Annotated in this window: 23 protein-coding genes; 9 read left to right on the top strand and 14 right to left on the bottom strand. The window is 36.4% G+C overall.

The annotated features are described in order from the left end of the window. The first annotated feature begins 293 nt into the window (after positions 1-293). Positions 294-956 carry an SIMPL domain-containing protein gene (locus Y7E_RS0109330; protein ID WP_017151008.1) on the top strand — a complete coding sequence of 221 codons (663 nt, stop codon included), beginning with the start codon at positions 294-296 and terminating at the stop codon, positions 954-956. Between the two features lie 136 nt (positions 957-1092). Further along, positions 1093-2382, top strand: a complete 1290-nt coding sequence (locus Y7E_RS0109325) for an NCS2 family permease (RefSeq protein WP_017151007.1) — start codon at positions 1093-1095, stop codon at positions 2380-2382. Positions 2383-2414: 32 nt separating this feature from the next. Here Y7E_RS0109325 and corA read toward each other — a convergent pair whose 3' ends face one another. The 9 genes from corA to spoIIM all read right to left on the bottom strand — a co-directional run bounded on the left by corA (position 2415) and on the right by spoIIM (position 10813). Further along, positions 2415-3377: a magnesium/cobalt transporter CorA gene (corA, locus tag Y7E_RS0109320; RefSeq protein WP_026049156.1), complete on the bottom strand. Its 963-nt coding sequence runs from the start codon at positions 3375-3377 to the stop codon at positions 2415-2417. 61 nt (positions 3378-3438) lie between these two features. After that, positions 3439-4743 (bottom strand): pyrimidine-nucleoside phosphorylase, encoded by a 1305-nt coding sequence (locus tag Y7E_RS0109315; protein ID WP_017151005.1) that lies wholly within the window; start codon positions 4741-4743, stop codon positions 3439-3441. A 7-nt stretch (positions 4744-4750) separates the two neighbouring features. After that, on the bottom strand, positions 4751-5572 hold the full coding sequence (locus tag Y7E_RS0109310; protein WP_017151004.1) for a purine-nucleoside phosphorylase: 822 nt from the start codon (positions 5570-5572) through the stop codon (positions 4751-4753). Between the two features lie 13 nt (positions 5573-5585). Continuing rightward, positions 5586-6770: a phosphopentomutase gene (gene deoB / locus Y7E_RS0109305; RefSeq protein WP_017151003.1), complete on the bottom strand. Its 1185-nt coding sequence runs from the start codon at positions 6768-6770 to the stop codon at positions 5586-5588. Positions 6771-7137: 367 nt separating this feature from the next. Next, positions 7138-7866 carry a FixH family protein gene (locus tag Y7E_RS0109300; protein ID WP_017151002.1) on the bottom strand — a complete coding sequence of 243 codons (729 nt, stop codon included), beginning with the start codon at positions 7864-7866 and terminating at the stop codon, positions 7138-7140. 504 nt (positions 7867-8370) lie between these two features. After that, positions 8371-9261 carry a site-specific tyrosine recombinase XerD gene (xerD, locus tag Y7E_RS0109290; protein WP_017151000.1) on the bottom strand — a complete coding sequence of 297 codons (891 nt, stop codon included), beginning with the start codon at positions 9259-9261 and terminating at the stop codon, positions 8371-8373. A gap of 6 nt (positions 9262-9267) precedes the next feature. Beyond that, positions 9268-9498 carry a YqzK family protein gene (locus Y7E_RS0109285; RefSeq protein ID WP_017150999.1) on the bottom strand — a complete coding sequence of 77 codons (231 nt, stop codon included), beginning with the start codon at positions 9496-9498 and terminating at the stop codon, positions 9268-9270. A gap of 104 nt (positions 9499-9602) precedes the next feature. After that, a complete protein-coding gene (gene fur, locus Y7E_RS0109280; RefSeq protein WP_017150998.1) occupies positions 9603-10058 on the bottom strand; it encodes a ferric iron uptake transcriptional regulator in 456 nt (151 codons plus the stop codon). A gap of 107 nt (positions 10059-10165) precedes the next feature. Further along, complete coding sequence (spoIIM, locus tag Y7E_RS0109275) at positions 10166-10813, bottom strand: stage II sporulation protein M (RefSeq protein ID WP_017150997.1); 648 nt, start codon at positions 10811-10813, stop codon at positions 10166-10168. A gap of 124 nt (positions 10814-10937) precedes the next feature. On the opposite strand from spoIIM, the gene Y7E_RS0109270 reads away from it, so the two are divergent. Further along, positions 10938-11489 (top strand): GNAT family N-acetyltransferase, encoded by a 552-nt coding sequence (locus Y7E_RS0109270; protein WP_017150996.1) that lies wholly within the window; start codon positions 10938-10940, stop codon positions 11487-11489. Positions 11490-11511: 22 nt separating this feature from the next. Here the strand turns inward: Y7E_RS0109270 and Y7E_RS0109265 are convergent, their stop codons facing one another. Beyond that, positions 11512-12051 carry an NUDIX hydrolase gene (locus Y7E_RS0109265; protein WP_017150995.1) on the bottom strand — a complete coding sequence of 180 codons (540 nt, stop codon included), beginning with the start codon at positions 12049-12051 and terminating at the stop codon, positions 11512-11514. A 74-nt stretch (positions 12052-12125) separates the two neighbouring features. On the opposite strand from Y7E_RS0109265, the gene mciZ reads away from it, so the two are divergent. Together mciZ and Y7E_RS0109255 are read left to right on the top strand one after the other, a co-directional pair. Continuing rightward, positions 12126-12254, top strand: a complete 129-nt coding sequence (gene mciZ / locus Y7E_RS0109260) for a Z-ring formation inhibitor MciZ (protein WP_017150994.1) — start codon at positions 12126-12128, stop codon at positions 12252-12254. 53 nt (positions 12255-12307) lie between these two features. Continuing rightward, positions 12308-13222, top strand: coding sequence for an aldo/keto reductase (locus tag Y7E_RS0109255; protein WP_017150993.1), 915 nt, complete (start codon positions 12308-12310; stop codon positions 13220-13222). Positions 13223-13251: 29 nt separating this feature from the next. On the opposite strand, the gene Y7E_RS0109250 is transcribed toward Y7E_RS0109255, so the two are convergent. From Y7E_RS0109250 to Y7E_RS0109240, 3 genes are all read right to left on the bottom strand, one after another. After that, a complete protein-coding gene (locus tag Y7E_RS0109250; RefSeq protein WP_017150992.1) occupies positions 13252-14079 on the bottom strand; it encodes an aldo/keto reductase in 828 nt (275 codons plus the stop codon). 148 nt (positions 14080-14227) lie between these two features. Next, positions 14228-14749, bottom strand: coding sequence for a GrpB family protein (locus Y7E_RS0109245; RefSeq protein WP_017150991.1), 522 nt, complete (start codon positions 14747-14749; stop codon positions 14228-14230). 69 nt (positions 14750-14818) lie between these two features. Continuing rightward, the gene (locus Y7E_RS0109240) at positions 14819-15070 is read right to left on the bottom strand and encodes a YqkE family protein (RefSeq protein ID WP_017150990.1); all 252 of its coding nucleotides are present in this window, start codon (positions 15068-15070) and stop codon (positions 14819-14821) included. A 232-nt stretch (positions 15071-15302) separates the two neighbouring features. On the opposite strand from Y7E_RS0109240, the gene Y7E_RS0109235 reads away from it, so the two are divergent. Both Y7E_RS0109235 and Y7E_RS0109230 read left to right on the top strand, forming a co-directional pair. Then, complete coding sequence (locus Y7E_RS0109235) at positions 15303-16892, top strand: bifunctional metallophosphatase/5'-nucleotidase (protein ID WP_017150989.1); 1590 nt, start codon at positions 15303-15305, stop codon at positions 16890-16892. A gap of 242 nt (positions 16893-17134) precedes the next feature. Beyond that, positions 17135-17578 (top strand): ferritin-like domain-containing protein, encoded by a 444-nt coding sequence (locus Y7E_RS0109230; RefSeq protein WP_017150988.1) that lies wholly within the window; start codon positions 17135-17137, stop codon positions 17576-17578. 110 nt (positions 17579-17688) lie between these two features. Here Y7E_RS0109230 and Y7E_RS0109225 read toward each other — a convergent pair whose 3' ends face one another. After that, positions 17689-18165 carry a ribbon-helix-helix domain-containing protein gene (locus Y7E_RS0109225; RefSeq protein WP_017150987.1) on the bottom strand — a complete coding sequence of 159 codons (477 nt, stop codon included), beginning with the start codon at positions 18163-18165 and terminating at the stop codon, positions 17689-17691. A 133-nt stretch (positions 18166-18298) separates the two neighbouring features. Between Y7E_RS0109225 and Y7E_RS0109220 the strand changes: the two genes are divergently transcribed. Together Y7E_RS0109220 and Y7E_RS0109215 are read left to right on the top strand one after the other, a co-directional pair. After that, positions 18299-19300 carry an alpha/beta fold hydrolase gene (locus Y7E_RS0109220; protein WP_017150986.1) on the top strand — a complete coding sequence of 334 codons (1002 nt, stop codon included), beginning with the start codon at positions 18299-18301 and terminating at the stop codon, positions 19298-19300. A gap of 131 nt (positions 19301-19431) precedes the next feature. Beyond that, entirely contained in the window at positions 19432-20751 is a 1320-nt protein-coding gene (locus Y7E_RS0109215) for a Na+/H+ antiporter family protein (RefSeq protein WP_017150985.1), read from the top strand. Positions 20752-20882 lie beyond the last annotated feature (131 nt).

The following is a 20882-nucleotide window of genomic DNA, read 5'->3' as shown; positions in this document are numbered from 1 at the left end:
ATCATATTTATACATATTATAATCTACAAATACCTATGTTGTATATGTTTTCTTTCCTCATAATTCTCAATTATGTAACTTATTACATACAATTTTCTCTTTCTTTCACTCATATACATATAAAGTGAAACTTTAATCAATGGGGGTTCTCTTCATCCCCCACTGATTATTAGTTGAACCAATCGAACATTTACGGGCAGTCATCCCCCACTTAACTTCCTCGGTTTCCTCTGAACCTTGAGGTGGGGTCTTACTGCCCGCAAATAGCGAAATAAAAAGGATGGTGAGCAAAAATGCAAGTTGGCATGAACCCCTATTCACCCGATATTCGTAACGGAAAACAAGCAACCATTACTGTTCAAGGTGAAGGAATTATAAAAGCAAAACCAAATGTCGTTGTATTAACAATAGGCATTAGAACAGATAATAAAGATGTGAAACAAGCACAGGAGGAAAATGCAATCCAATCTAAACAATTACTTGCTGCACTTAAACAAATTGGTATCGCTGATAAAGATATAGAAACCATTTCCTATACAATTACTCCTCAATATGAATACGTAAACGAAAAGGCATTATTACAAGGATACCGAGTAGAGCATTTGTATGAAATTACCGTTTTAAATGTACAAAAAGCTGGGGAAGTATATGATATAGCTGTTAGAAATGGTGCAAATGTAGCAAGGGGATTACGCTTCCGCATTTCCCATCCAAACGCGTATTATCAACAAGCACTCTTACAAGCAGTCCAACACGTTCAAGAAAAAGCTCGCATCATTGCGAGTTCGTATAATTTAAATATTAATCCCGTCCCACTTTCACTCGTTGAAGAATCAGCACAATTGCCGCGTGAATTTATGTCTCAAGCTACTTTACACGCACAAGCCGCTCCTCCAATTCAATCTGGGGAACTAGAAATCATCTCTAATGTTCGTGCCATTTTCACATACTTGTAGCACCAGTTAACTTTTAAGTAACCGTTCTCATTTTATTTATTGTAAAAAGATTATGTTCTGATATAATAAAGGATGGTGAGCTCTTTACAAAAGGGATATCACGGGTGGGAGAGGGATATGAAAAAGAAGGTTTAACATGAAAGGAATACTTGAAAGAACGTTTAAATTAGACCTACACCACACATCACCAAAACAAGAAATATTGGCTGGAGTGACATCATTTTTCACAATCGTCTATATTATGATTGTGAATGCGTCCATTTTATCAGATGCCGGCATTCCGCTTGAAGCAGGAATTTTGGCAACTGTTTTCAGTTCATTTGTCGGATGTCTAGTGATGGCATTTTGGGCAAATGCACCTGCTATTCTTGTACCAGGTATGGGTGTAAATGCATTCTTCACCTACACTGCTGTGCATACGCTTGGATTAACTTGGCAAGAAGCACTAGCAGCCGTCTTTATCGCTGGTATTATTTTTGCAATTGCCGCGTTTACACCGATTGCTCGCGTGCTCTCACTATCGATTCCAAAATCGTTAAAAGAAGCAATTACTGTCGGTATCGGTTTATTCTTAGCTTTCATTGGCTTGCAAAAAGGTGGTCTAGTCGTTTCGCATCCAAACACTGCTGTTGCATTAGGTAAACTAAGTAATCCTGTTGTTCTCGCAACATTGCTTACTCTTATTGTGGCACTTGTGTTATTTATTCGGAACGTACGTGGAAACTTTTTATGGACGATTGCAATTGGAACTGGTATTGCATGGCTATTTGGTCTTGTTGATACAAACCAAGTAGGAAACAGCTCATTTTCATTAGCCAACTATGGAGATGTATTTGGAGCTATGTCATTTGGGAAACTTTCTTCCTTACCGTTTTGGATTGCAACATTCTCCTTAAGCATGGTGCTTATTTTTGAGAACATGGGACTTTTACACGGATTATTAGAAGATGATCGTAAATTCCCACGTGCTTATCAAGCAAATGCAATTTCAGCAATGACATGTGGTCTATTTGGCACAAGTCCTACCGTTTCAACAGTAGAAAGTGCCGCAGGTATTACTGCAGGTGGCAAGACAGGTCTGACGTCTATCATTACAGGGATGTTATTCTTTGCATCACTGTTTGCTCTGCCGTTTGTAAAATTAATTCCTGATAGTGCCATTGCACCAATCTTAATCATTATTGGCGGTCTGATGATTACAAACATTCAACAAATCCCTCTAAACGACTTTTCAGAAGGATTTCCAGCATTTTTAATCATCGTTATGATTCCGCTCACATATAGCATCGCTGATGGTATTGCGTTCGGATTTATCGCTTACCCAATTTTAAAGATTGCTCTTGGAAAGCATAAAGAAGTCGCACCATCTATGTATATTATTACATGCCTATTCTTAGCCATGTTCGTGTTACACGCTCTTGGCTAGAAAAAAATGCTGGGGAACTCCCCAGCATTTTTTTATTTAAACCATCCTTTTTTATAAAACCAAACCATCATGCCTCCACCTATAAAGGCCATAACTGCTAAACAAATAAAATAACCATACTCCCACTTTAATTCTGGCATATTATCGAAGTTCATTCCATATACACCAGCAATAAATGTTAATGGCATGAAAATGGTCGAAAAAACCGTTAATGTTTTCATAATATTGTTCATATGATGAGAGTTCAATGAAAAATAACTATCCCGAATATCCGCTGTTAATTCTCGACTTGCTTCAATCATTTCTGAAAGCTTTAGCAAATGATCATGAATATCTTTAAAATAAATTTCATGATCGCTTACACCGTAAAACCGAGTTGAATTTAAAATACGATACAAGAGGTCACGCATCGGTATAATCGTACGTCTAAGCTTAGATAGGTCCGCACGAATATCGAATACTTCTTCTAGTACAGTCCCAGCTGTATCCCCTGTTAAATTATCATCAATTGCATTTAAATGATCTTCAATATAGTAAACAGGTGCAAAATAATCATCAACAATTTGGTCAATGATTGTATGTGCTACATGCAGAGGACTTTTCTTGATACGTTTCCTCTCACCGAGCGTTTTCCACACTCTTTCAATCGCATTATTATGTGAGAAATGGAAAGAGACAATATAACGATCACCAACAAATAAATCGATCTCATGCGGCTCTAATCCATCTTCTCCAAATGCATGGAGAACTAAAAAGTTATATCCATCATAGAAATCAACTTTTGGCCTCTGTACATACTCTACACAATCTTCAATTGCAAGGGGATGGAACTTAAAATGATCTTGTAAAATGTATGTATACTCTTCTTTTGTTGGCTTATATAAATCAAGCCAATACCATACAATATCTTCTCTCTTTATTTCTTCTAATGAAACATCATATAATACTTCATCTTCTTTCGTTACTGCGCAAATTCTAATCATAATTTCACCCATTATTATTATAAACAAAAAACAACAAAAAAAGCCAAGGAGAAGGCTCCTTAGCTTTTTTTGTTTATTTCATTACAATGCCATGTACTAATTTCGGTGCATCAACATAGTCTTTCATAATTTTCATGTTCTCATAAATTTTTGCTTTTACATCTTCTACATTTTCGCGGTTTGCGTAAATTGTAACAAGTGAGTCACCTTTTTTCACACTATCGCCTACTTTTTTACGAAGCATAAGTCCAACTGCTAAATCAATTTCAGATTCTTTCGTTGCACGTCCCGCGCCTAAAAGCATTGCTGCTGTTCCAATTTCATCTGCAACAATTTCAGATACATATCCATCTTCTTTCGCTTCTACTTCAATTTTATATTGTGCTTGCGGAAGCTTAGAAGGATCATCAACAACAGAAGCATCCCCACCTTGCGCTGCTAAGAACGTTTTAAATGCTTCTAACGCTTTTCCATTGTTCATTACTTCAATTAACTTCTCACGCGCATCTTCTAAAGAAGAAGCTTTTCCAGCAAGGTATACCATTTGACTTCCAAGTGTTAAACATAGCTCTTCTAAGTCTTTTGGTCCTTTACCTTGCAATGTATCGATTGCTTCTTTTACCTCTAATGCGTTACCGATTGCTTCACCAAGAGGTTGGCTCATATCTGAAATAACTGCCATCGTTTTACGATCAACGTTATTACCGATACGCACCATTGCTTCTGCTAAACGTTTTGCATCTTCATCCGTTTTCATAAATGCACCTGCACCTGTTTTTACATCAAGCACAATTGCATCTGCACCTGCAGCAATTTTTTTACTCATAATAGAGCTTGCAATAAGTGGGATAGAGTTTACTGTCGCAGTTACATCGCGAAGTGCATATAACTTTTTATCAGCAGGTGTTAAGTTTCCGCTTTGCCCAATAACAGCAATTTTATTTTCATTTACAAGACGAATAAATTCGTCATTTTCAATTTCCACATGGAATCCTGGTACTGCTTCTAATTTATCAATTGTACCACCTGTATGCCCTAAGCCACGGCCAGACATTTTGGCAACCGGTACATCTAAAGCCGCTACTAACGGACCTAACACAAGCGTAGTTGTATCACCAACACCGCCTGTTGAATGCTTATCTACTTTTACCCCTTCAATCGCTGATAAGTCAATTGTATCGCCGCTATTCACCATTGCCATCGTTAAATCAGCACGCTCTTGTTCATTCATATCTTGGAAGAAAATCGCCATTGCAAGTGAGCTCATTTGATAATCTGGAATATCACCATTTGTATAGCCTTCTACAATAAAGTTCACTTCTTCTGTCGTTAATGCATGTCCATCACGTTTTTTTGCAATTAGGTCCACCATTCTCATTGTGAACTCACCCCTTCATTTGTTTTACGATTGCTTTTACTAATGCTAAGAAATTAGTTTTAACACGCTCTGTCGTTTCAATTACTTCATCATGATGAAGTGGTTGATCTAAAATACCAGCTGCCATATTGGAAATACAAGAAATACCAAGTACTTTCATACCAGCGTGACGTGCTACGATCACTTCCGGTACAGTTGACATTCCAACTGCATCTCCGCCAAGTGTACGAAGCATACGAATTTCAGCAGGTGTTTCGTATACAGGACCTGTCATTCCAACGTATACACCTTCTTGTACTTTAATGTTTAAATCTGCTGCAACTTGTTTCGCCATTTCGCGAAGCTCTTTAGTATATGATGTAGACATATCAGGGAAACGTACGCCCATTTCAGAATCATTTGGCCCGATTAATGGGTTCGTACCCATGAAGTTAATGTGGTCTGAGATTAACATAAGATCTCCTGGTTCAAATGATGTATTAACACCACCAGCTGCGTTTGTTACAACAACTGTTTCTACACCTAGTTCTTTCATAACACGAACTGGGAATGTTACTTTTTGCATGTCATATCCTTCGTAGAAATGGAAACGTCCTTGCATCGCAACTACTGTTACACCTTGGAGTGTACCAAATACAAGTTGACCAGCATGCCCTTCTACAGTTGATACCGGAAATTCAGGAATTTCACTATATGGTACTGTTACTGCATTTTCGATTTCATCTGCTAAGACGCCTAGTCCAGACCCAAGGATAAGTCCTACTTGTGGTGTTTCTTGGAATTTCTCTTTTAAGTATGATGCTGATTTTGTAATAAGTTCACGATTCATTATATTGTCCTCCTTATTTCTTTAAGTCGTTTAAGAAACTTGTTCCGTATTTTGGCATTGTTACACCGAAGTTTTCCGCTACTGTTGCACCAATATCAGCAAATGTTTGACGAAGTTCTAATTCTTCTCCGCCGTCTTTCATGCTTGGGCTATATGCTAATAATGGTACATATTCACGTGTATGGTCAGTACCATGGTGAATTGGATCATTACCATGATCTGCTGTAATGATAAGCAAGTCATCTTCTTGTAGTTTTTCAAATACTTCTGGAAGACGTGCATCATATTCTTGCAATGCTTCTCCATATCCTTGAGGATCGCGGCGATGACCAAATAGTGCATCAAAGTCAACAAGATTTAAGAAACTTAAACCTGTAAAGTCCATATTTAATGTATCAATAAGCTTGTCCATTCCGTCCATATTAGACTTTGTACGAAGTGATTCTGTTACTCCTTCTCCATCATATATATCAGAGATTTTACCGATTGCAATTACATCATAATCGCTATCTTTTAACTCGTTCATTACTGTACGTCCAAATGGTTTTAATGCATAGTCATGACGGTTTGGTGTACGTGTGAAGTTTCCAGGTTCTCCAACGAATGGACGAGCAATCACGCGACCTACCATATATTTCTCATCTAACGTTAACTCACGCGCAATTTTACAAATTTTGTAGAGTTCTTCAAGCGGTACAACTTCTTCATGAGCTGCGATTTGTAATACGCTATCAGCTGATGTGTACACGATTAGAGATCCTGTTTCCATTTGCTCTTTACCAAGTTCATCAAGAATTTCAGTTCCTGAAGCTGGTTTATTACCGATAATTTTTCGTCCTGTCTTTTCTTCTAACTCATCAAGCAATTCTTTCGGAAAACCTTCTGGGAATACTTGGAATGGTGTATCAATGTAAAGACCCATGATTTCCCAGTGTCCTGTCATTGTATCTTTACCAGTAGATTTTTCTTGCATTTTTGTATAATAACCTAGTGGTTTTTCTACTTTAGAAATCCCTTTCATTTCACGAATATTACCAAGGCCTAATTTCACCATGTTTGGCATTTGTAATCCATTCATATGTTCAGCAATATGGCCGATTGTATCAGAACCTACATCACCAAATTTTTCAGCATCCGGTGCTTCTCCGATTCCTACAGAGTCCATTACGACTAGGAAAATACGTTTATATTTATTCATAACTGCAACCTCCTATATGTTCAGTTCTACTTCTTGTAGTATGTTCAAAACGCTGTAAAGTGAAACTGTTATCAGTGAGAATTCTCTTTATTTCCCACTAACAAAAAGCACTTCTTTTTCGTCATTCTCCAACCTACTTCATGGTACTTTCACATAAAGTAACAAGTTTCCTGTTTTTTCTAAGTCAGATGTCAGACATCTCATATTAATATCATAACATGTTTACGCTTTCTTTTTAATACATTTTCGTAGAAATTCTTATTTTCCTCACACTTTCTATTGTAATCCATTCCGCTACGAAGCGCTAATAAAATTATGACTTATTTCAAAATATCAAAATAAAAAAGCAACTCCAAAGAGTTGCTGCTTATTTGACTTCTACTGTTTCTTCTTTATGTTCGTGAAGCTCACCTTTTCTCACATGAACCTTCACTTTATAAGCACCCGTTTCTTTAAACGTATGTTTGCTGACATACTCGCCTTTATTCCCTTCTTTTGCTGGAATAAATTCATGCTTTTCAACGCCATCTTTCCAAACCTCAAGCTGTACTTCAGCACCAGTTAATGCTTCTTCTTTTTGTTTTAAATGTACTTTCATTGTTGATTCAGCATTTACTTTTACATCATCAGCCATAAGGTGAATCATTGTATCGCTTTTGTGATCGCCATGACCGCCATTTTCTTTCTTTGCATCCTTAACTTTTGCATTTCCCACAGCTACTTTTACTTCTGGCATAACATGCATTTCACGTGCATTTGTATGTGCAATAACATGGTACACACCATCAGATGGGAATGTTTTCTCTACAGCATAAACACCTTTTCCTTTATGCTTACCGTCTAACATTTCATGTTTTTCTTCGCCATCTTTCCAAATTTCAAACTTCACATCGTCAGCGTCCGTTACTTTTTCCTTCCCTTGTGTAACAAGCGCCTGTACTTCTGTTTTTTCATTTGGCTTAATTTCTTTCGGATTTGTTTGAACCGCTACTTTCACTTCTTCAAGTTTCTCTTTTTTCGCAGGCTCATCTTTCTTTGTATTACAACCAGCTAATGCTAGCATCGCGATAAATAAAGTGATTACAATTTTTTTCATTATGATTTCCTCCTTTATACTTTATTTAGTATAGAGGATATACCAGTTCATATTCCAGTCCTCTGCTGAAAACAATGTACGAAATGTTTGTGAAGTTTTTGTGAAGCACTCACCCTTTTCATTTTCAATATACATTCTATAATTACTAAATTTGTTAACCAACTTTATAAATACAAAGTGAAAAACCTACATAAAACCTTTCCTTTTACATGGGAGAGAGCAGCCAGCCCTGCATAGAAGCGGTCAGACCCTCTTCCTGCCCCATGCCAAGTTAAAACAAAAGGAGAAAACAAGTGGAGACCTCCTTTTATTTTCATAGCAGCGACTTATCTGTTGGAAAATAAAAATGGATCTATATAGACTAAGCAACAGATGGAAAGCTCTCATCAATTAAGCTTTTACAGGCAGTTCTCCCCTCACCTATCTTCCTTGCTTCTCTCTGAATCTCAAGGTGGAAGTCCTACTGCCCACAAATAGCAGGATAAAATAAAAAGAGCATAATCACTATGCTCTCGGGTGAAACTGTTTATATACATCTTTTAATCTAGTTTTTGAAACGTGCGTATAAATTTGCGTTGTTGAAATATCTGCATGCCCAAGCATTTCTTGTACAGCACGCAAATCCGCTCCATTTTCTAATAAATGAGTCGCAAACGAATGGCGTAATGTATGCGGCGTAAGCTCTTTTTCTATATTCGCTTCTTTTGCTAGTCGTTTTAAAATCTTCCAAAAACCTTGACGAGACAATCGATTACCATGATGATTCAAAAAAAGTGCATCGACTGTTTTTTTTCCCATCAGTTCTCTTCTGCCCTTTTCAATATAACGTTGAATTGCTTCTGTCGCTAAACTCCCTAATGGGATAATTCTTTCTTTATTCCCTTTTCCGATGCAGCGAACAAATCCCATTGTCAAATGAACATCCTCTAAATTTAGTGCAATTAATTCGGAAACACGGAGCCCTGTTGCATACAATAACTCTAGCATAGCCTTATCACGAATACCGAATGCACTTGTCGCTTTGGGCGTTTGAAGCAATGCCTCTACTTCACTCACTGACAATACTTTCGGTAATTTCCGCTCGCCTTGAGGTGTTTCAATATGTACAGATGGATCATGTTCTACCACTCGTTCACGAAGTAAAAACTGATGAAACGAACGAATAGAAGCAATGTGGCGTGCCAAAGTTTTTGATGATTTTCCATTCTCTTTTAAATACTGCAAAAAATTCACAATGTGCATCCTTGTCACTTCATGAAATGTTTTTATTTGCTCGACATTTTGTAAATACTTCACATAACTTTTTAAATCACGCTCATAGGATACAACTGTATTTTTCGCTAAGCCTTTTTCAACAATCATATAATGAATAAAATCTTTTAATTGATCTTCCAATCTACACTACTCCCCATTTTCATAGAAAAAAATTATTCTATTTACAAAAGCATCTTTTGCTGGTTCCTCATTCCCTGATACTTTTTCTACTGTCTCTTCTTTTGGTTTTTCATAACGATGATAACTTTCATATTCTTCATTTATCCATAGTATAGCGAAATAAAACAAAATCGTACAACCTGTAAATAATAAAAATACTTTCATCCCATCAAAAGTTAATCTTAAAGCTCGGCGCATTGTAAACTCCTCCAAAATATATGTTATTACAACATATGCCAAGCTTTCTGCGATTTATACCTAAACTTAAATAAAAAACCTCTTCCTAGCTAAATAGGAAAAGGTTATTTTTCATTCGTTTCATTTTCTTGACAATTTTTACAAATCCCATGGAAAGTTAAACGATGGTCTTTTACCTTAAAGCTCCAATCTCGTTCTACTTTTTTCTCCACTTCACCAAGTAAATCCTCTTGAATTTCTTGTACAGCACCGCATTGTGTACAAATTAAATGATGATGGAAACGCTGTGCACCTTCTTGACGTAAGTCATAGCGTGAAACACCGTCTCCGAAGTTAATTTTATCAACAACTTTTAACTCAGATAATAACTCTAAAGTTCGATAGACGGTTGCTAGTCCGATCTCTGGCGACTTTTCTTTTACAAGGAGGTAAACATCTTCTGCGCTTAAATGATCTTCTTCATTTTCTAGCAGCACACGAACCGTTGCTTCACGTTGTGGTGTTAACTTATAGCTCGCTGCATGCAATTGCTTCTTAATTCGTTCAATTCTCTCTTCCATTCGGTACTACTCCCTCCTCGCCACTCTTACACCATTATATCAGAAGAAGGGCTTCTGTCAAAAGAAAAAACAATCAAAATAAGTTGATAATTATTCTCATGTAGTATTTATTTTTTATTGATAATTCCCACGACTTCTTTCATTAACACTGGTGACGCATATGCTTCAATGCTAGAAGAAATTGCTAATACAACGCCAATAACAAGAAAGAAGCAAGTGTAGCGGATTAATAACGGTAGTAGTGGCTCGGTAATTTTCCGAATAAATTGATGCCTAATCATACGTAAAGAAAAACTTGCAGCAATTGTCGTCATTACAAGAAACGTTGGAATAATAATTAAATTTTGTGGCAACACAGATACAAATGCTAACAACAGTCCATTCCATCCGTGCTGACTAACTAAAAAACCTACTGTAAATCCAACAACCACTCCTTTTAAAAATAATAAAATAAAAATAAGTGGCAATCCAATAATTGAAATACCTAATAGCCAAATAAATCCAATATATTTTAATTGCGAAAAGTAACTTTCTCGAAACATGTCACTCGCAATTGCAAATTCTCCTTTGGAAACTTGTCCAAAAAATCGACTCAAATAAAAAGATAGATCTTGTTTTTGATTCACCTCTAGGCTATTTACAAGAATGGCACCAAACACCACACCCATCAACAACAAAACAGAATTAAATATATAAAGCGAAGAATTCTCTTGTATATGAGAAATTATACGATTTTGCCAAGTTTTTCGTAACATTTTTCTTCCCTCCGTTCACACTCTTACTAAAATGTATGAAAGAAAGAAAAAAGTATGACGAATTAACATTGAAATTCCGCTCTACTTTGCTAAACTTAAAAGTAGAGAATAGGAGGGATTTTGCTTGAAACCATTATTATTAGATTTTCCAACATTATTTCAGACTGAGCGCCTGCAAGTACGCAAACCATTTCCAGGAGATGGAACAGAAGTATATGAAGCAGTTCAAGCTTCTTTAGAAGATTTACAGCCTTGGATATCCATTACATCTGAAACAGAAGAAAGTGCTGAGGAAACAGTTCGAGAAGCTCACGGACAATTTTTACTTCGTGAAACATTAGCTTTTCACTTATACGATAAAGTATCTGGTACATTTATTGGAGCTCTTACCCTTCATCCAGAAAACTGGGATATTCCAAAGTTTTCACTTCGTTTCTGGTTACATAGCGCTTATACAAAACAAGGTTATATGACAGAAGCAGTGAAAGGCGCTGTCCAATTTGCTTTTGATAAGCTTGGTGCTAGACGACTTGAAATTCGCTGTGATGCTACAAATGTAAATGCATGTGCTTTAGCAGAACGTCTTGAATTTATTTTAGAAGGTACACTAGAAAACGATCTTCTTGCTCCAGATGGCAGTTTACGTGACACACGCGTATATGCAAAAATTAATTAAAACACTCGCCTTAGGCGAGTGTTTATTTTTGTAATTGCAAATATTGCACAGCGAACATCGTCTTTGCATCATGGATACGTTGATTTTTCATCAGTTCAACTGCTTCTTCTAATGAAACTTCCATCAATTCCACAAATTCATCCTCATCTAAAGCTGCTTTATTTTCTTTTTTCTTTAATCCTGTTGCTTTGTATACATATAAAATCTCATCGGCAAAACCTGGTGATGTGTAAAATGATGTGATGAATTCCATTTTGTCACATACATATCCTGTTTCTTCTTCTAATTCACGAATCGCTGTTATCTCTGGCTTTTCCCCAGGCTCTAATTTTCCAGCAGGAATTTCGACAATCTCTTTTTCTAATGCTTTACGATACTGCTCAACAAGCACGATTTTCTCTTCATCTGTAACGGCGATAATAGCAACCGCACCAGGATGATTTACAATTTCACGTTTACTCACTTCTCCATTTGGCAATACTACTTCATCAACACGAACTTTAATAACTTTCCCATCAAAAATTGGTTCAGTTGCAACCGTTCTCTCTGCAAGATTACTCACAATATTTCATCTCCCTATTCTATTTCCTAATCGTTCTTCATACATTTTACCACACTGAAAGGAGCGTGATAAAAATGAAAGTATATATTTTACCGAATCGCATCACATTGGTCGGAAAGGCTTGGCAAATTCGTAATAAACTAAAACAATATGGAAAAGAGTACGCAACTGTGCAAGACTGGATTACCGCAAGCAAAAAGTAAACGTTTGTCAACCTTCTTCTGCTTTCGTACAATATAAGTAAGGAGGTTGACCGATGAAAAAACGACAATTAGGAAACTCGGATTTATATGTTACTGAAATGGGACTCGGTTGTATGTCTCTTGGCATCGATGAACATGAGGCGATCCGCATCATCCATGAAGCAATGGATTTAGGAATTAATTTTTTTGATACGGCAGACTTATACAATTATGGATTAAATGAAGAATTTGTTGGAAAAGCTCTTAAAGGAAAACGCGATCAAATTGTTCTTACAACGAAAGTAGGAAATCGCTGGACAGAAGAAAAAAATGGTTGGTCTTGGGACCCTTCTAAATCTTATATAAAAGCAGAGGTAAAAGAAAGTTTACGCCGCCTGCAAACAGATTATATTGATTTATATCAACTACACGGCGGGACAATAGAAGATCCTATCGATGAAACAATCGAAGCATTTGAAGAATTAAAACAAGAAGGTGCGATTCGTCATTACGGTATCTCTTCTATCCGTCCAAATGTTATTCGTGAATATGCAAAACGTTCTAACATTGTCAGCGTATTAATGGAATACAGTCTATTAAATCGCCGGCCAGAAGAATGGTTTTCATTCTTACGAGACAATCAAGTCAGCGTGATTGCTCGCGGACCACTCGCAAAAGGATTATTAACTGACAACAATGAAAGAAAGATAGAAAAAGTGAAAGAAAAAGACTATCTTTCTTATTCTCATGACGAGTTAACAAACACATTAGCTACTGTAAAAGAAATTACAAAGGCGCGTTCGTTAACTGAAACAGCTTTTCAATATTGTTTGCATGACCCAGTTGTTGCAGCTGTTATTCCTGGTGCTAGCTCCACCCGGCAACTACGAGAAAATGTACAAGCTAACAATCAATCTCCGTTAACAACTGAAGAATATAAACAAATTCAATCAGCTGTTAAATATACTACATACGCATTACACCGTTAAAAAACGCTACCATTTTCGGTAGCGTTTTTTTACAACGTATCGTATTTATCAGGATTTGTACCTACATGCAAATTACGATCCAGCGTATCAATTTGCTTGATTTCTTCTTCTGTTAATGAAAAATCAAAAATCGTAAAGTTCTCTTGAATGCGAGATGGTGTAACAGATTTAGGGATTGTTACAATACCACTTTGAATATCCCAGCGTAAAATAATTTGAGCAGGCGTTTTTTCATATTTTCTAGCAATTTCTTGAATAATTGGATGTTGAAATACTTCGCCGCCTCTCATTAGTGGGCTCCATGCTTCCATTTGAATTTGTTCATTTTGACAAAAATCACGTAATTCAAATTGTGCAAGCATCGGATGAAGTTCTACTTGGTTCACCATCGGCTTCACATTACAATTTGGCAGGAGCTGTTCTAAATGGTGCTGATGAAAATTCGAAACGCCAATTGCACGCACTTTTCCTTCTTCATATAATTTCTCAAGAGCGCGATATGTATCTATGTATTTCCCTCTTATTGGCCAGTGTATTAAATATAAATCCACATAATCCATTTGTAATTTCTTTAGACTTTTCTCAAACGCTTGAAGTGTCGTTTCATATCCTTGATCGTCATTCCATACTTTTGTCGTAATAAATAATTCTTCACGTGCGATCCCTGATTCACGAATCGCTTCTCCGACACCGCTTTCATTTTCATATACAGTCGCTGTATCAATAGAGCGATATCCAACTTCTAAAGCTGTTTTTACTGCTTGCTTTACTTCTTCTCCCTCTTTTGCTTTATATACACCTAAACCAAGCATCGGCATTTTCACGCCATTATGAAGTGTAGTTGTTGGAATATACATGATCGTTGCTCCTCCTTCTTCTCTCCTGCAAATTTTCTAGCAGGTGCCATCATATTTTTATAACCACCACTTTATTTGAACAAGATTTACGAAAAAAGTCAAAAAATATATACAGTTTACATAATAATTTTATAAAAATAACGTGTGCTTAGTCGCTCACGTTATTTTCTAACCATTCTTTTGCTTTCTCATCAATACCACGCACAAAATCATTCTTTCCTTCTGTATATTGTTCTCCATCATATGTGAATTTTTCTGCCAAGTCTTTCTTTAATGACGCATAAGCTTCCGCCTCTTCACAATGCTCCATCATATAATCACGAAACGCTAAATGACGTGTAATTTCCGGATTTCCTGTTTCAAACACATGTAAATGATAAGAACGTTTTTCTTCCGTTCCATGAATAAAAAATCGACGACCCGAAATGCCATTTTCACCTTTTACAATATAACCAAGTTTTTCAAAACGCTCATTCCAATTGTCTACTCTCTCAATATCCTCTACTTCCATAATCATATCAACAATTGGCTTTGCTGCGAGTCCCGGTACTGATGTGCTACCAATATGGTGTACTTTCACAGGTTCTGGCATCGCTTCCTCTAAACGTTTTGCTTCTATTTGAAATTTCTCACCCCAATGATTTTCATATGGCACTACTATTTTTCTCATCCCATTTCCCCTTCTCTCATCAAATCGTAAAAAAATCATCAGGGCAATTCCACTGATGATTTTTTTACATTATTTAAAGTCTTTCCAAGTGAGATTACTTTCACTTAACAGTTCTTCAAATGATTTATTCTTTTCGCGTTCCTTTTGCTCTTTACGCTTTCTTTCTTGCTCTTCTATTTCTTTTTGCTCCGCTCTTACTTGTAATTCTTTCTTCTTACTTTTCAATTGATCCATTAATGACGCATTTAATTGATCACCAATTGTAATGGATTCCTTATCTGTCTGATTCATTTGCGTTTGTCTTTGTTTCTTTTTCTTCATACTGCTCACCTTTTACTTTTTTTCTCCATTATAGGGGAAATAACTCCCTCTCGACAATAAAAACGGACCATTCACTTTTGATTTTTATATTATGTATATTTTGTAAAGATGTTAAGAGAAAGATAAAATGTTATTAATTTTTATAATAAATAGAATTTTTATAGCAATAACTCTCTCAATCTATTAAAATTATGTCGTATGATGTCAGATTATAAAAAGGGAGAGAAAACGTATGTGGAAAAAAATCATTCCGGTTGCCCTAGCATTAAGTACAATTACTTTTTCAAGTGTATTTGCTGCACCTCCATCTCAAGCACCCACAGAAAAAAATCGCTACATAGACGTACAGATGCTTGGCATTAACGATCTTCATGGGCAATTAGACACTGTAAAGAAAATTAACAACAAAGAAGCAGGGGGAGCCGAGTACTTAGCTGCTTATTTACGTGATCGTGAAAAGCAAAATCCGAATACACTAATGGTTCATGCTGGTGATATTATCGGAGCAAGTCCTCCAGTTTCAGCACTACTACAAGACGAACCAACAATTGAAATTTTAAATGATTTAGGATTTGATGTTGGAACCATTGGAAATCATGAATTTGACGAAGGAATTGACGAAATGCATCGTCTCATTTATGGTGGATACCATGAAAAAACAGGGAATTTCAAAGGAGCAAAATTCCCTTACGTTGCTGCAAATTTCTACAATAAATCAACTGGACGCTTATTTCTACCACCATTTACTGTAAAAATGGTACAAGGGGTTCCTGTCGGCTTTATCGGGGTTGTAACAACAGATGTTCCTAACGTTGTTATGCCTACTATGCTAAAAAATGTACAAATTACAGATGAAGTTGAAGCAATTAACACGTCCGTAAAACAACTAAAAAAATTAGGTGTTAAATCTATCGTTGTTCTTGCACATAATGGAGGTACAACAGATGATAACGGCGTAACAAATGGTGACATCGTGCGCTTAGCAAATGATGCTGACCCAGAAGTCGATGTCATTTTCGGTGGTCATAGTCACACTTATGTAAATGGAACCGTTAATAACAAACTTGTCGTACAAGCAAATTCCTATGGAATGGCTTTCGCTGATGTTGATATAAAGATTGATCGTAAAACAAAAGATATTGCCTACAAAAAAGCAGAAGTTGTTACAACCTACCATGAAGGAATAAAGCCCGACCAAAAAGTGAAAAAGAAAATGGATCAGTATCAAGAAAAAATTGCCCCTCTTGTAAATCAGGTTGTTGGAAAATCTACCGCTCCAATAGATCGTAAACAAAATGCCGCTGGTGAATCCACTCTTGGAAATTTAGTTGCAGACGCTCAGCGTGCGACCATGAACACGCAAATCGCTCTCATGAATCCTGGTGGCATTCGCAATGACTTAGATGCTGGTGATATTACATGGGGAGAGTTATACGGCATTCAACCATTCGGAAATCAATTAATCAAAGTTAATTTAACAGGTCAAGATATTCGTGACATTTTAAATCAACAATGGCAAAAAGGCATAACAAGAATGCTTCAAATTTCAGGTATTCAGTACACTTGGGATGCTAATCAACCAGATGGTGAAAAAGTTACAAATATCCACTTAACAAGTGGAGAAGAACTTGTTGCCTCTAAAACTTACAGCGTCGTTGCAAATGCTTTTCTAGCTTCAGGCGGTGATGGATTTGTCTCCTTTAAAAATGGAAAAGACGCGGAAACAGGACCAAATGATTTTGAAGCGTTAATGGATTATGTAAAACAAGTAAAAGGGCCGATTCAACCTATTATTGATGGGCGAATTCAAAGAGTTAATTAACTTTCTTTTTAAATAAACTTATAAAAAAAGAGAGAAATTATATTATTAAATTATGATTTTTTTAAAATTAATCTTATGATAAAAACCCTGTATTCCATTAAAATACGGGGTTTTTTATTAGTTTCTATGGCGTAAGGACATGCAATAAAAATCCACTTTATCCTAAATCACATTTTAAAGGATATGCACTCAGTATCTGGATTTCTCGTAGGATATACGAGCAGAAACTAGGAGGTAAACATATGTATTCTTATTCAAATGATTACAATTTGGTATACAGACAAAACGAAAAGCTAATTCGCGATATTGAAAAAGCAATTAATGGAGAGTATAGTGCAATAAATTGCTATGCTAAATTAGCTAATTTAGCTCCACAAGGTAATGAGCGCAATCAAATACTCGAAATCCGACAAGACGAAATAAAACATTTCCAGCAATTTGTACAGATTTATATTAGTTTAACCGGTAGACAACCTCAGCCAACAATCAATGAACAATGTCCGGACTCTTATGTAAATGGATTAGAATTCGCGCTACAAGATGAGCAACGAACAGTTGATTTTTACTTAGAAATTGCAGATGATACCACAAATCAATATACTAAAGAGGTATTTCGTAGAGCGGCAGCAGATGAGCAAAATCACGCCGTTTGGTTTCTATATTATTTTTTTAAAGTAAAAGGATAAGATAAAATCAATCGAGGTTTATTCCAACACCTTGTTAATCCTTATTATCGTTCATACTAGCTATAAGCAAAAGGATACATGCCCTTATATCAAACATTGTATCCTTTCTTTTATTTATCTGGATACGAGTCATCGCTCACTTCGTATCTTTGTAAAAATTCTTTTAACGCTTCTTCTACAATTCGAGATTTATGAATTCCTTTTGTAACAGATATGTTATCTAAACGTTCCGAAACTTCTGCACATATTGAAAAAGTACGTTTCTTTTTTTCTGTACTATTCTTTGCTGTTGACAGAATACACCCTTCTCTTTTTCGTAACAATTCATAAATATTTTGCAACTGTTCATAAATCAAAACCTGATAATCTGTTTTTACATATTGAAGTGCAGTAGCTTCTTGAAGATATAAATGACGCGGTTCTTCTCCCTCTCCAATGAATATTCGTCTCTTCTGTTCGCCATCGTATTCATATCCAAGCACCCTTAACTTTTTTGACAATGCATATGGGCTCATGTCGAGGCGTTTGGCAATAATAGCAAGCGGTTCACGTTTGTTTAAGCGATCTATAATTTCTCCAACTGTCACTTTCTTCCCCTTCTCTCTGAGCTCTCATAGTTGAAATATAGCCTACATGTTATGATACAATAATTTCTTAACAGTATATGCAAAATAGTACATCCGTGCGATACATACCATTAGAGAAAAGGAGGTTTTTTATATGCTTTTTCGTAGCTACACTCCAAAATTTTACAACGAATTAAAGAATCCAATTTCAAATAGCGTCGCTACGATAGAAAGCGTTACGATTAACAATCGTAAACAATCTCTCCTTATTCGTGGTCAAGACGTAAATCAACCTATTTTATTATGCTGTCACGGCGGCCCTGGTATGGCACAAATCGGATTCATTCGCCATTTTCAAAAAGACTTAGAAAAACACTTTATTGTTGTCAATTGGGATCAAAGAGGGGCAGGAAAATCCTTTTCTTGGCGGGATATAAAAGTACCATTCACAATTGAACAATTTGTTTCAGATGCACTTGAAGTAATAAAATACCTTCTTTTTCGCTTCAAAAAACAGAAACTATTTCTCGCTGGACATTCTTGGGGAAGTATTATCGGTTTACAAATTGCAAATAAATATCCAGACTATATCGAAGCTTATATTGGTATAGGTCAGATTGTACATATGAAACAAAACGAAGAATTGCTCTACCAACATTTAATTCACTCTGCAAAAAAACATGGACACGAGCGTGCATTGACCTCTTTAACAAAGCTTGGAAAACCTCCTTTTCTAGATATGCGGCGTCTTATTATTCAAAGAAAGTGGCTTGGTACATTTGGAGGAGCAGTTCAAAATGGAACTTCTTTTTCTTTCATTCGAAAAGGATTATTTTCTTCAGAATATACATGGCTAGATTGGGTGAGATTTCTCGCAGGAAATATGAAATCTGGGTCATTATGGGAGGAAATGCTCACAATAGATTTCTTTTCTACAATTTCAAAACTTTCCGTACCTGTTTATTTCTGCTCTGGTCGTTTCGACTATCAAACACCCTATGCACTCGTTCAACAATATTGTGATACGATTCAAGCACCCATCAAGAAAATGATTTGGTTCCCAAACTCTGCTCATTCACCAAATTTAGAAGAACCTGAACTGTTTGCAAAATCTATATGCTCTATCAAACAAGAGTTATCTTTTCAGCATAGGTAACAGTCGTTATACCTTTTACATTTCATAGAAAACATTTTATAATTACATGTCGCAACTTTACTCGGTTCGTATATATATCTATATAAGATAAGTTGCAAAAACAGAAAAAGATCAGGGAGATTACATTTATTATGAATGCTGTACTCGTCGCAGTAGCAGTGATGTTACTGCTTAGTTTATTACGTGTCCAAGTCATTGTCGCAATTATCGTCGGTGCCTTAACAGGTGGACTAATTGGCGGACTTGGAATTTCAGAAACAATCAATACTTTTACCACAGGTCTTGGAAACAGTGCTCCAATCGCTTTAAGTTATGCCATGCTCGGAGGATTTGCTATTTCTCTTTCCAAAACAGGTCTTCCCGACGCTATGATTCATACTGCACTGAATTTAGTTGATAACGAAAAGGACACACAAAAGCAAACCTATTCAAAAATACTCATTTTATGTATCATTTTGGCAATGGCTTGTTTTTCACAAAATGTTATCCCGGTTCATATCGCTTTTATCCCTATCCTAATTCCAGCGCTTTTAAAAGTACTAAATGAGCTGAAAGTAGACCGTAGGCTTGTCACATGTCTTATTACATTCGGATTAATTACTCCTTACATGTGGGTTCCAGCTGGATTCGGAAAAATTTATCATGACGTATTACAAACAAATGCACAGCAAAGCGGGCTTACATTTGATGTAGTGCTCATTCCAAAAGCAATGACAATTCCAGCAATAGGAATGATTATTGGGCTATGTATCGCTGTTTTTATTACGTATCGTAAACCACGTACATATCACACCGAACCGATTCATGCTCCATCTGATGAAATAGCTCCTTACACTAAAAGAAGCATTACGTTCGGATTGTTATCTATTATCGCAACATTAAGTGTGCAATTAGCAACAGAATCAATGATTTTTGGTGCATTGGCAGGGATTATTGTATTATCCATTAGTGGTAGTCTTCCACTAAAAGAAGCTGATGCAATTTTAACAAGCGGTATGCGCATGATGTCATTTATCGGTTTCGTTATGATTTCTGCAGCTGGTTTCGGAGCAGTTCTTCGGAAAACAGGACATGTTGAATCACTTGTTCAAACAAGTGCTGATTTAATTGGAAACAGTAAGCCACTTGCTGCATTTCTTATGCTTATTATCGGTCTGCTCGTTACAATGGGAATCGGTTCTTCCTTTTCCACCATTCCGATTTTAACAACAATCTTCGTTCCGTTATGTATCCAGCTTGGCTTTAGCCCGATGGCAACCATTGCCATTATCGGTACAGCTGGTGCATTAGGTGATGCTGGTTCTCCAGCATCCGATAGTACGCTAGGACCTACCTCAGGTTTAAATGCAGATGGCAGGCATCATCATATATGGGATACATGTGTCCCAACTTTTCTTCACTACAATATTCCGTTACTTATATTCGGCTTTATTGCTGCCATAACATTATAAAGTGAAACTTTAATCATTGTGGATTTTCTTCATCCTCCAATGCTTATTAGCTCTCAACAATCGGGCTTTTACGGGTAGCCCGTCCCCCGCCTAACTTCTTTGTTTTTGATGAATTTTGAGGCGGGGGTCTT

The organism is Bacillus bingmayongensis (genome assembly GCF_000299035.1).
Classification (GTDB): domain Bacteria; phylum Bacillota; class Bacilli; order Bacillales; family Bacillaceae_G; genus Bacillus_A; species Bacillus_A bingmayongensis.
This window is presented reverse-complemented; position numbering and strand designations above follow the sequence as displayed.

What these genes read in the sequence shown, in the direction of transcription:
- fur (WP_017150998.1), bottom strand. Translation starts at nt 10,058, where the DNA reads ATGGAAGAGAGAATTGAACGAATTAAGAAGCAATTGCATGCAGCGAGC.
- Y7E_RS0109240 (WP_017150990.1), bottom strand. Translation starts at nt 15,070, where the DNA reads ATGAAGAAAAAGAAACAAAGACAAACGCAAATGAATCAGACAGATAAG.
- corA (WP_026049156.1), bottom strand. Translation starts at nt 3,377, where the DNA reads ATGGGTGAAATTATGATTAGAATTTGCGCAGTAACGAAAGAAGATGAA.
- Y7E_RS0109330 (WP_017151008.1), top strand. Translation starts at nt 294, where the DNA reads ATGCAAGTTGGCATGAACCCCTATTCACCCGATATTCGTAACGGAAAA.
- Y7E_RS0109215 (WP_017150985.1), top strand. Translation starts at nt 19,432, where the DNA reads ATGAATGCTGTACTCGTCGCAGTAGCAGTGATGTTACTGCTTAGTTTA.
- Y7E_RS0109285 (WP_017150999.1), bottom strand. Translation starts at nt 9,498, where the DNA reads ATGCGCCGAGCTTTAAGATTAACTTTTGATGGGATGAAAGTATTTTTA.
- deoB (WP_017151003.1), bottom strand. Translation starts at nt 6,770, where the DNA reads ATGAATAAATATAAACGTATTTTCCTAGTCGTAATGGACTCTGTAGGA.
- Y7E_RS0109255 (WP_017150993.1), top strand. Translation starts at nt 12,308, where the DNA reads ATGAAAAAACGACAATTAGGAAACTCGGATTTATATGTTACTGAAATG.
- Y7E_RS0109250 (WP_017150992.1), bottom strand. Translation starts at nt 14,079, where the DNA reads ATGTATATTCCAACAACTACACTTCATAATGGCGTGAAAATGCCGATG.
- Y7E_RS0109235 (WP_017150989.1), top strand. Translation starts at nt 15,303, where the DNA reads ATGTGGAAAAAAATCATTCCGGTTGCCCTAGCATTAAGTACAATTACT.
- Y7E_RS0109300 (WP_017151002.1), bottom strand. Translation starts at nt 7,866, where the DNA reads ATGAAAAAAATTGTAATCACTTTATTTATCGCGATGCTAGCATTAGCT.
- Y7E_RS0109325 (WP_017151007.1), top strand. Translation starts at nt 1,093, where the DNA reads ATGAAAGGAATACTTGAAAGAACGTTTAAATTAGACCTACACCACACA.
- Y7E_RS0109315 (WP_017151005.1), bottom strand. Translation starts at nt 4,743, where the DNA reads ATGAGAATGGTGGACCTAATTGCAAAAAAACGTGATGGACATGCATTA.
- Y7E_RS0109230 (WP_017150988.1), top strand. Translation starts at nt 17,135, where the DNA reads ATGTATTCTTATTCAAATGATTACAATTTGGTATACAGACAAAACGAA.
- Y7E_RS0109245 (WP_017150991.1), bottom strand. Translation starts at nt 14,749, where the DNA reads ATGAGAAAAATAGTAGTGCCATATGAAAATCATTGGGGTGAGAAATTT.
- mciZ (WP_017150994.1), top strand. Translation starts at nt 12,126, where the DNA reads ATGAAAGTATATATTTTACCGAATCGCATCACATTGGTCGGAAAGGCT.
- spoIIM (WP_017150997.1), bottom strand. Translation starts at nt 10,813, where the DNA reads ATGTTACGAAAAACTTGGCAAAATCGTATAATTTCTCATATACAAGAG.
- Y7E_RS0109220 (WP_017150986.1), top strand. Translation starts at nt 18,299, where the DNA reads ATGCTTTTTCGTAGCTACACTCCAAAATTTTACAACGAATTAAAGAAT.
- Y7E_RS0109310 (WP_017151004.1), bottom strand. Translation starts at nt 5,572, where the DNA reads ATGAATCGTGAACTTATTACAAAATCAGCATCATACTTAAAAGAGAAA.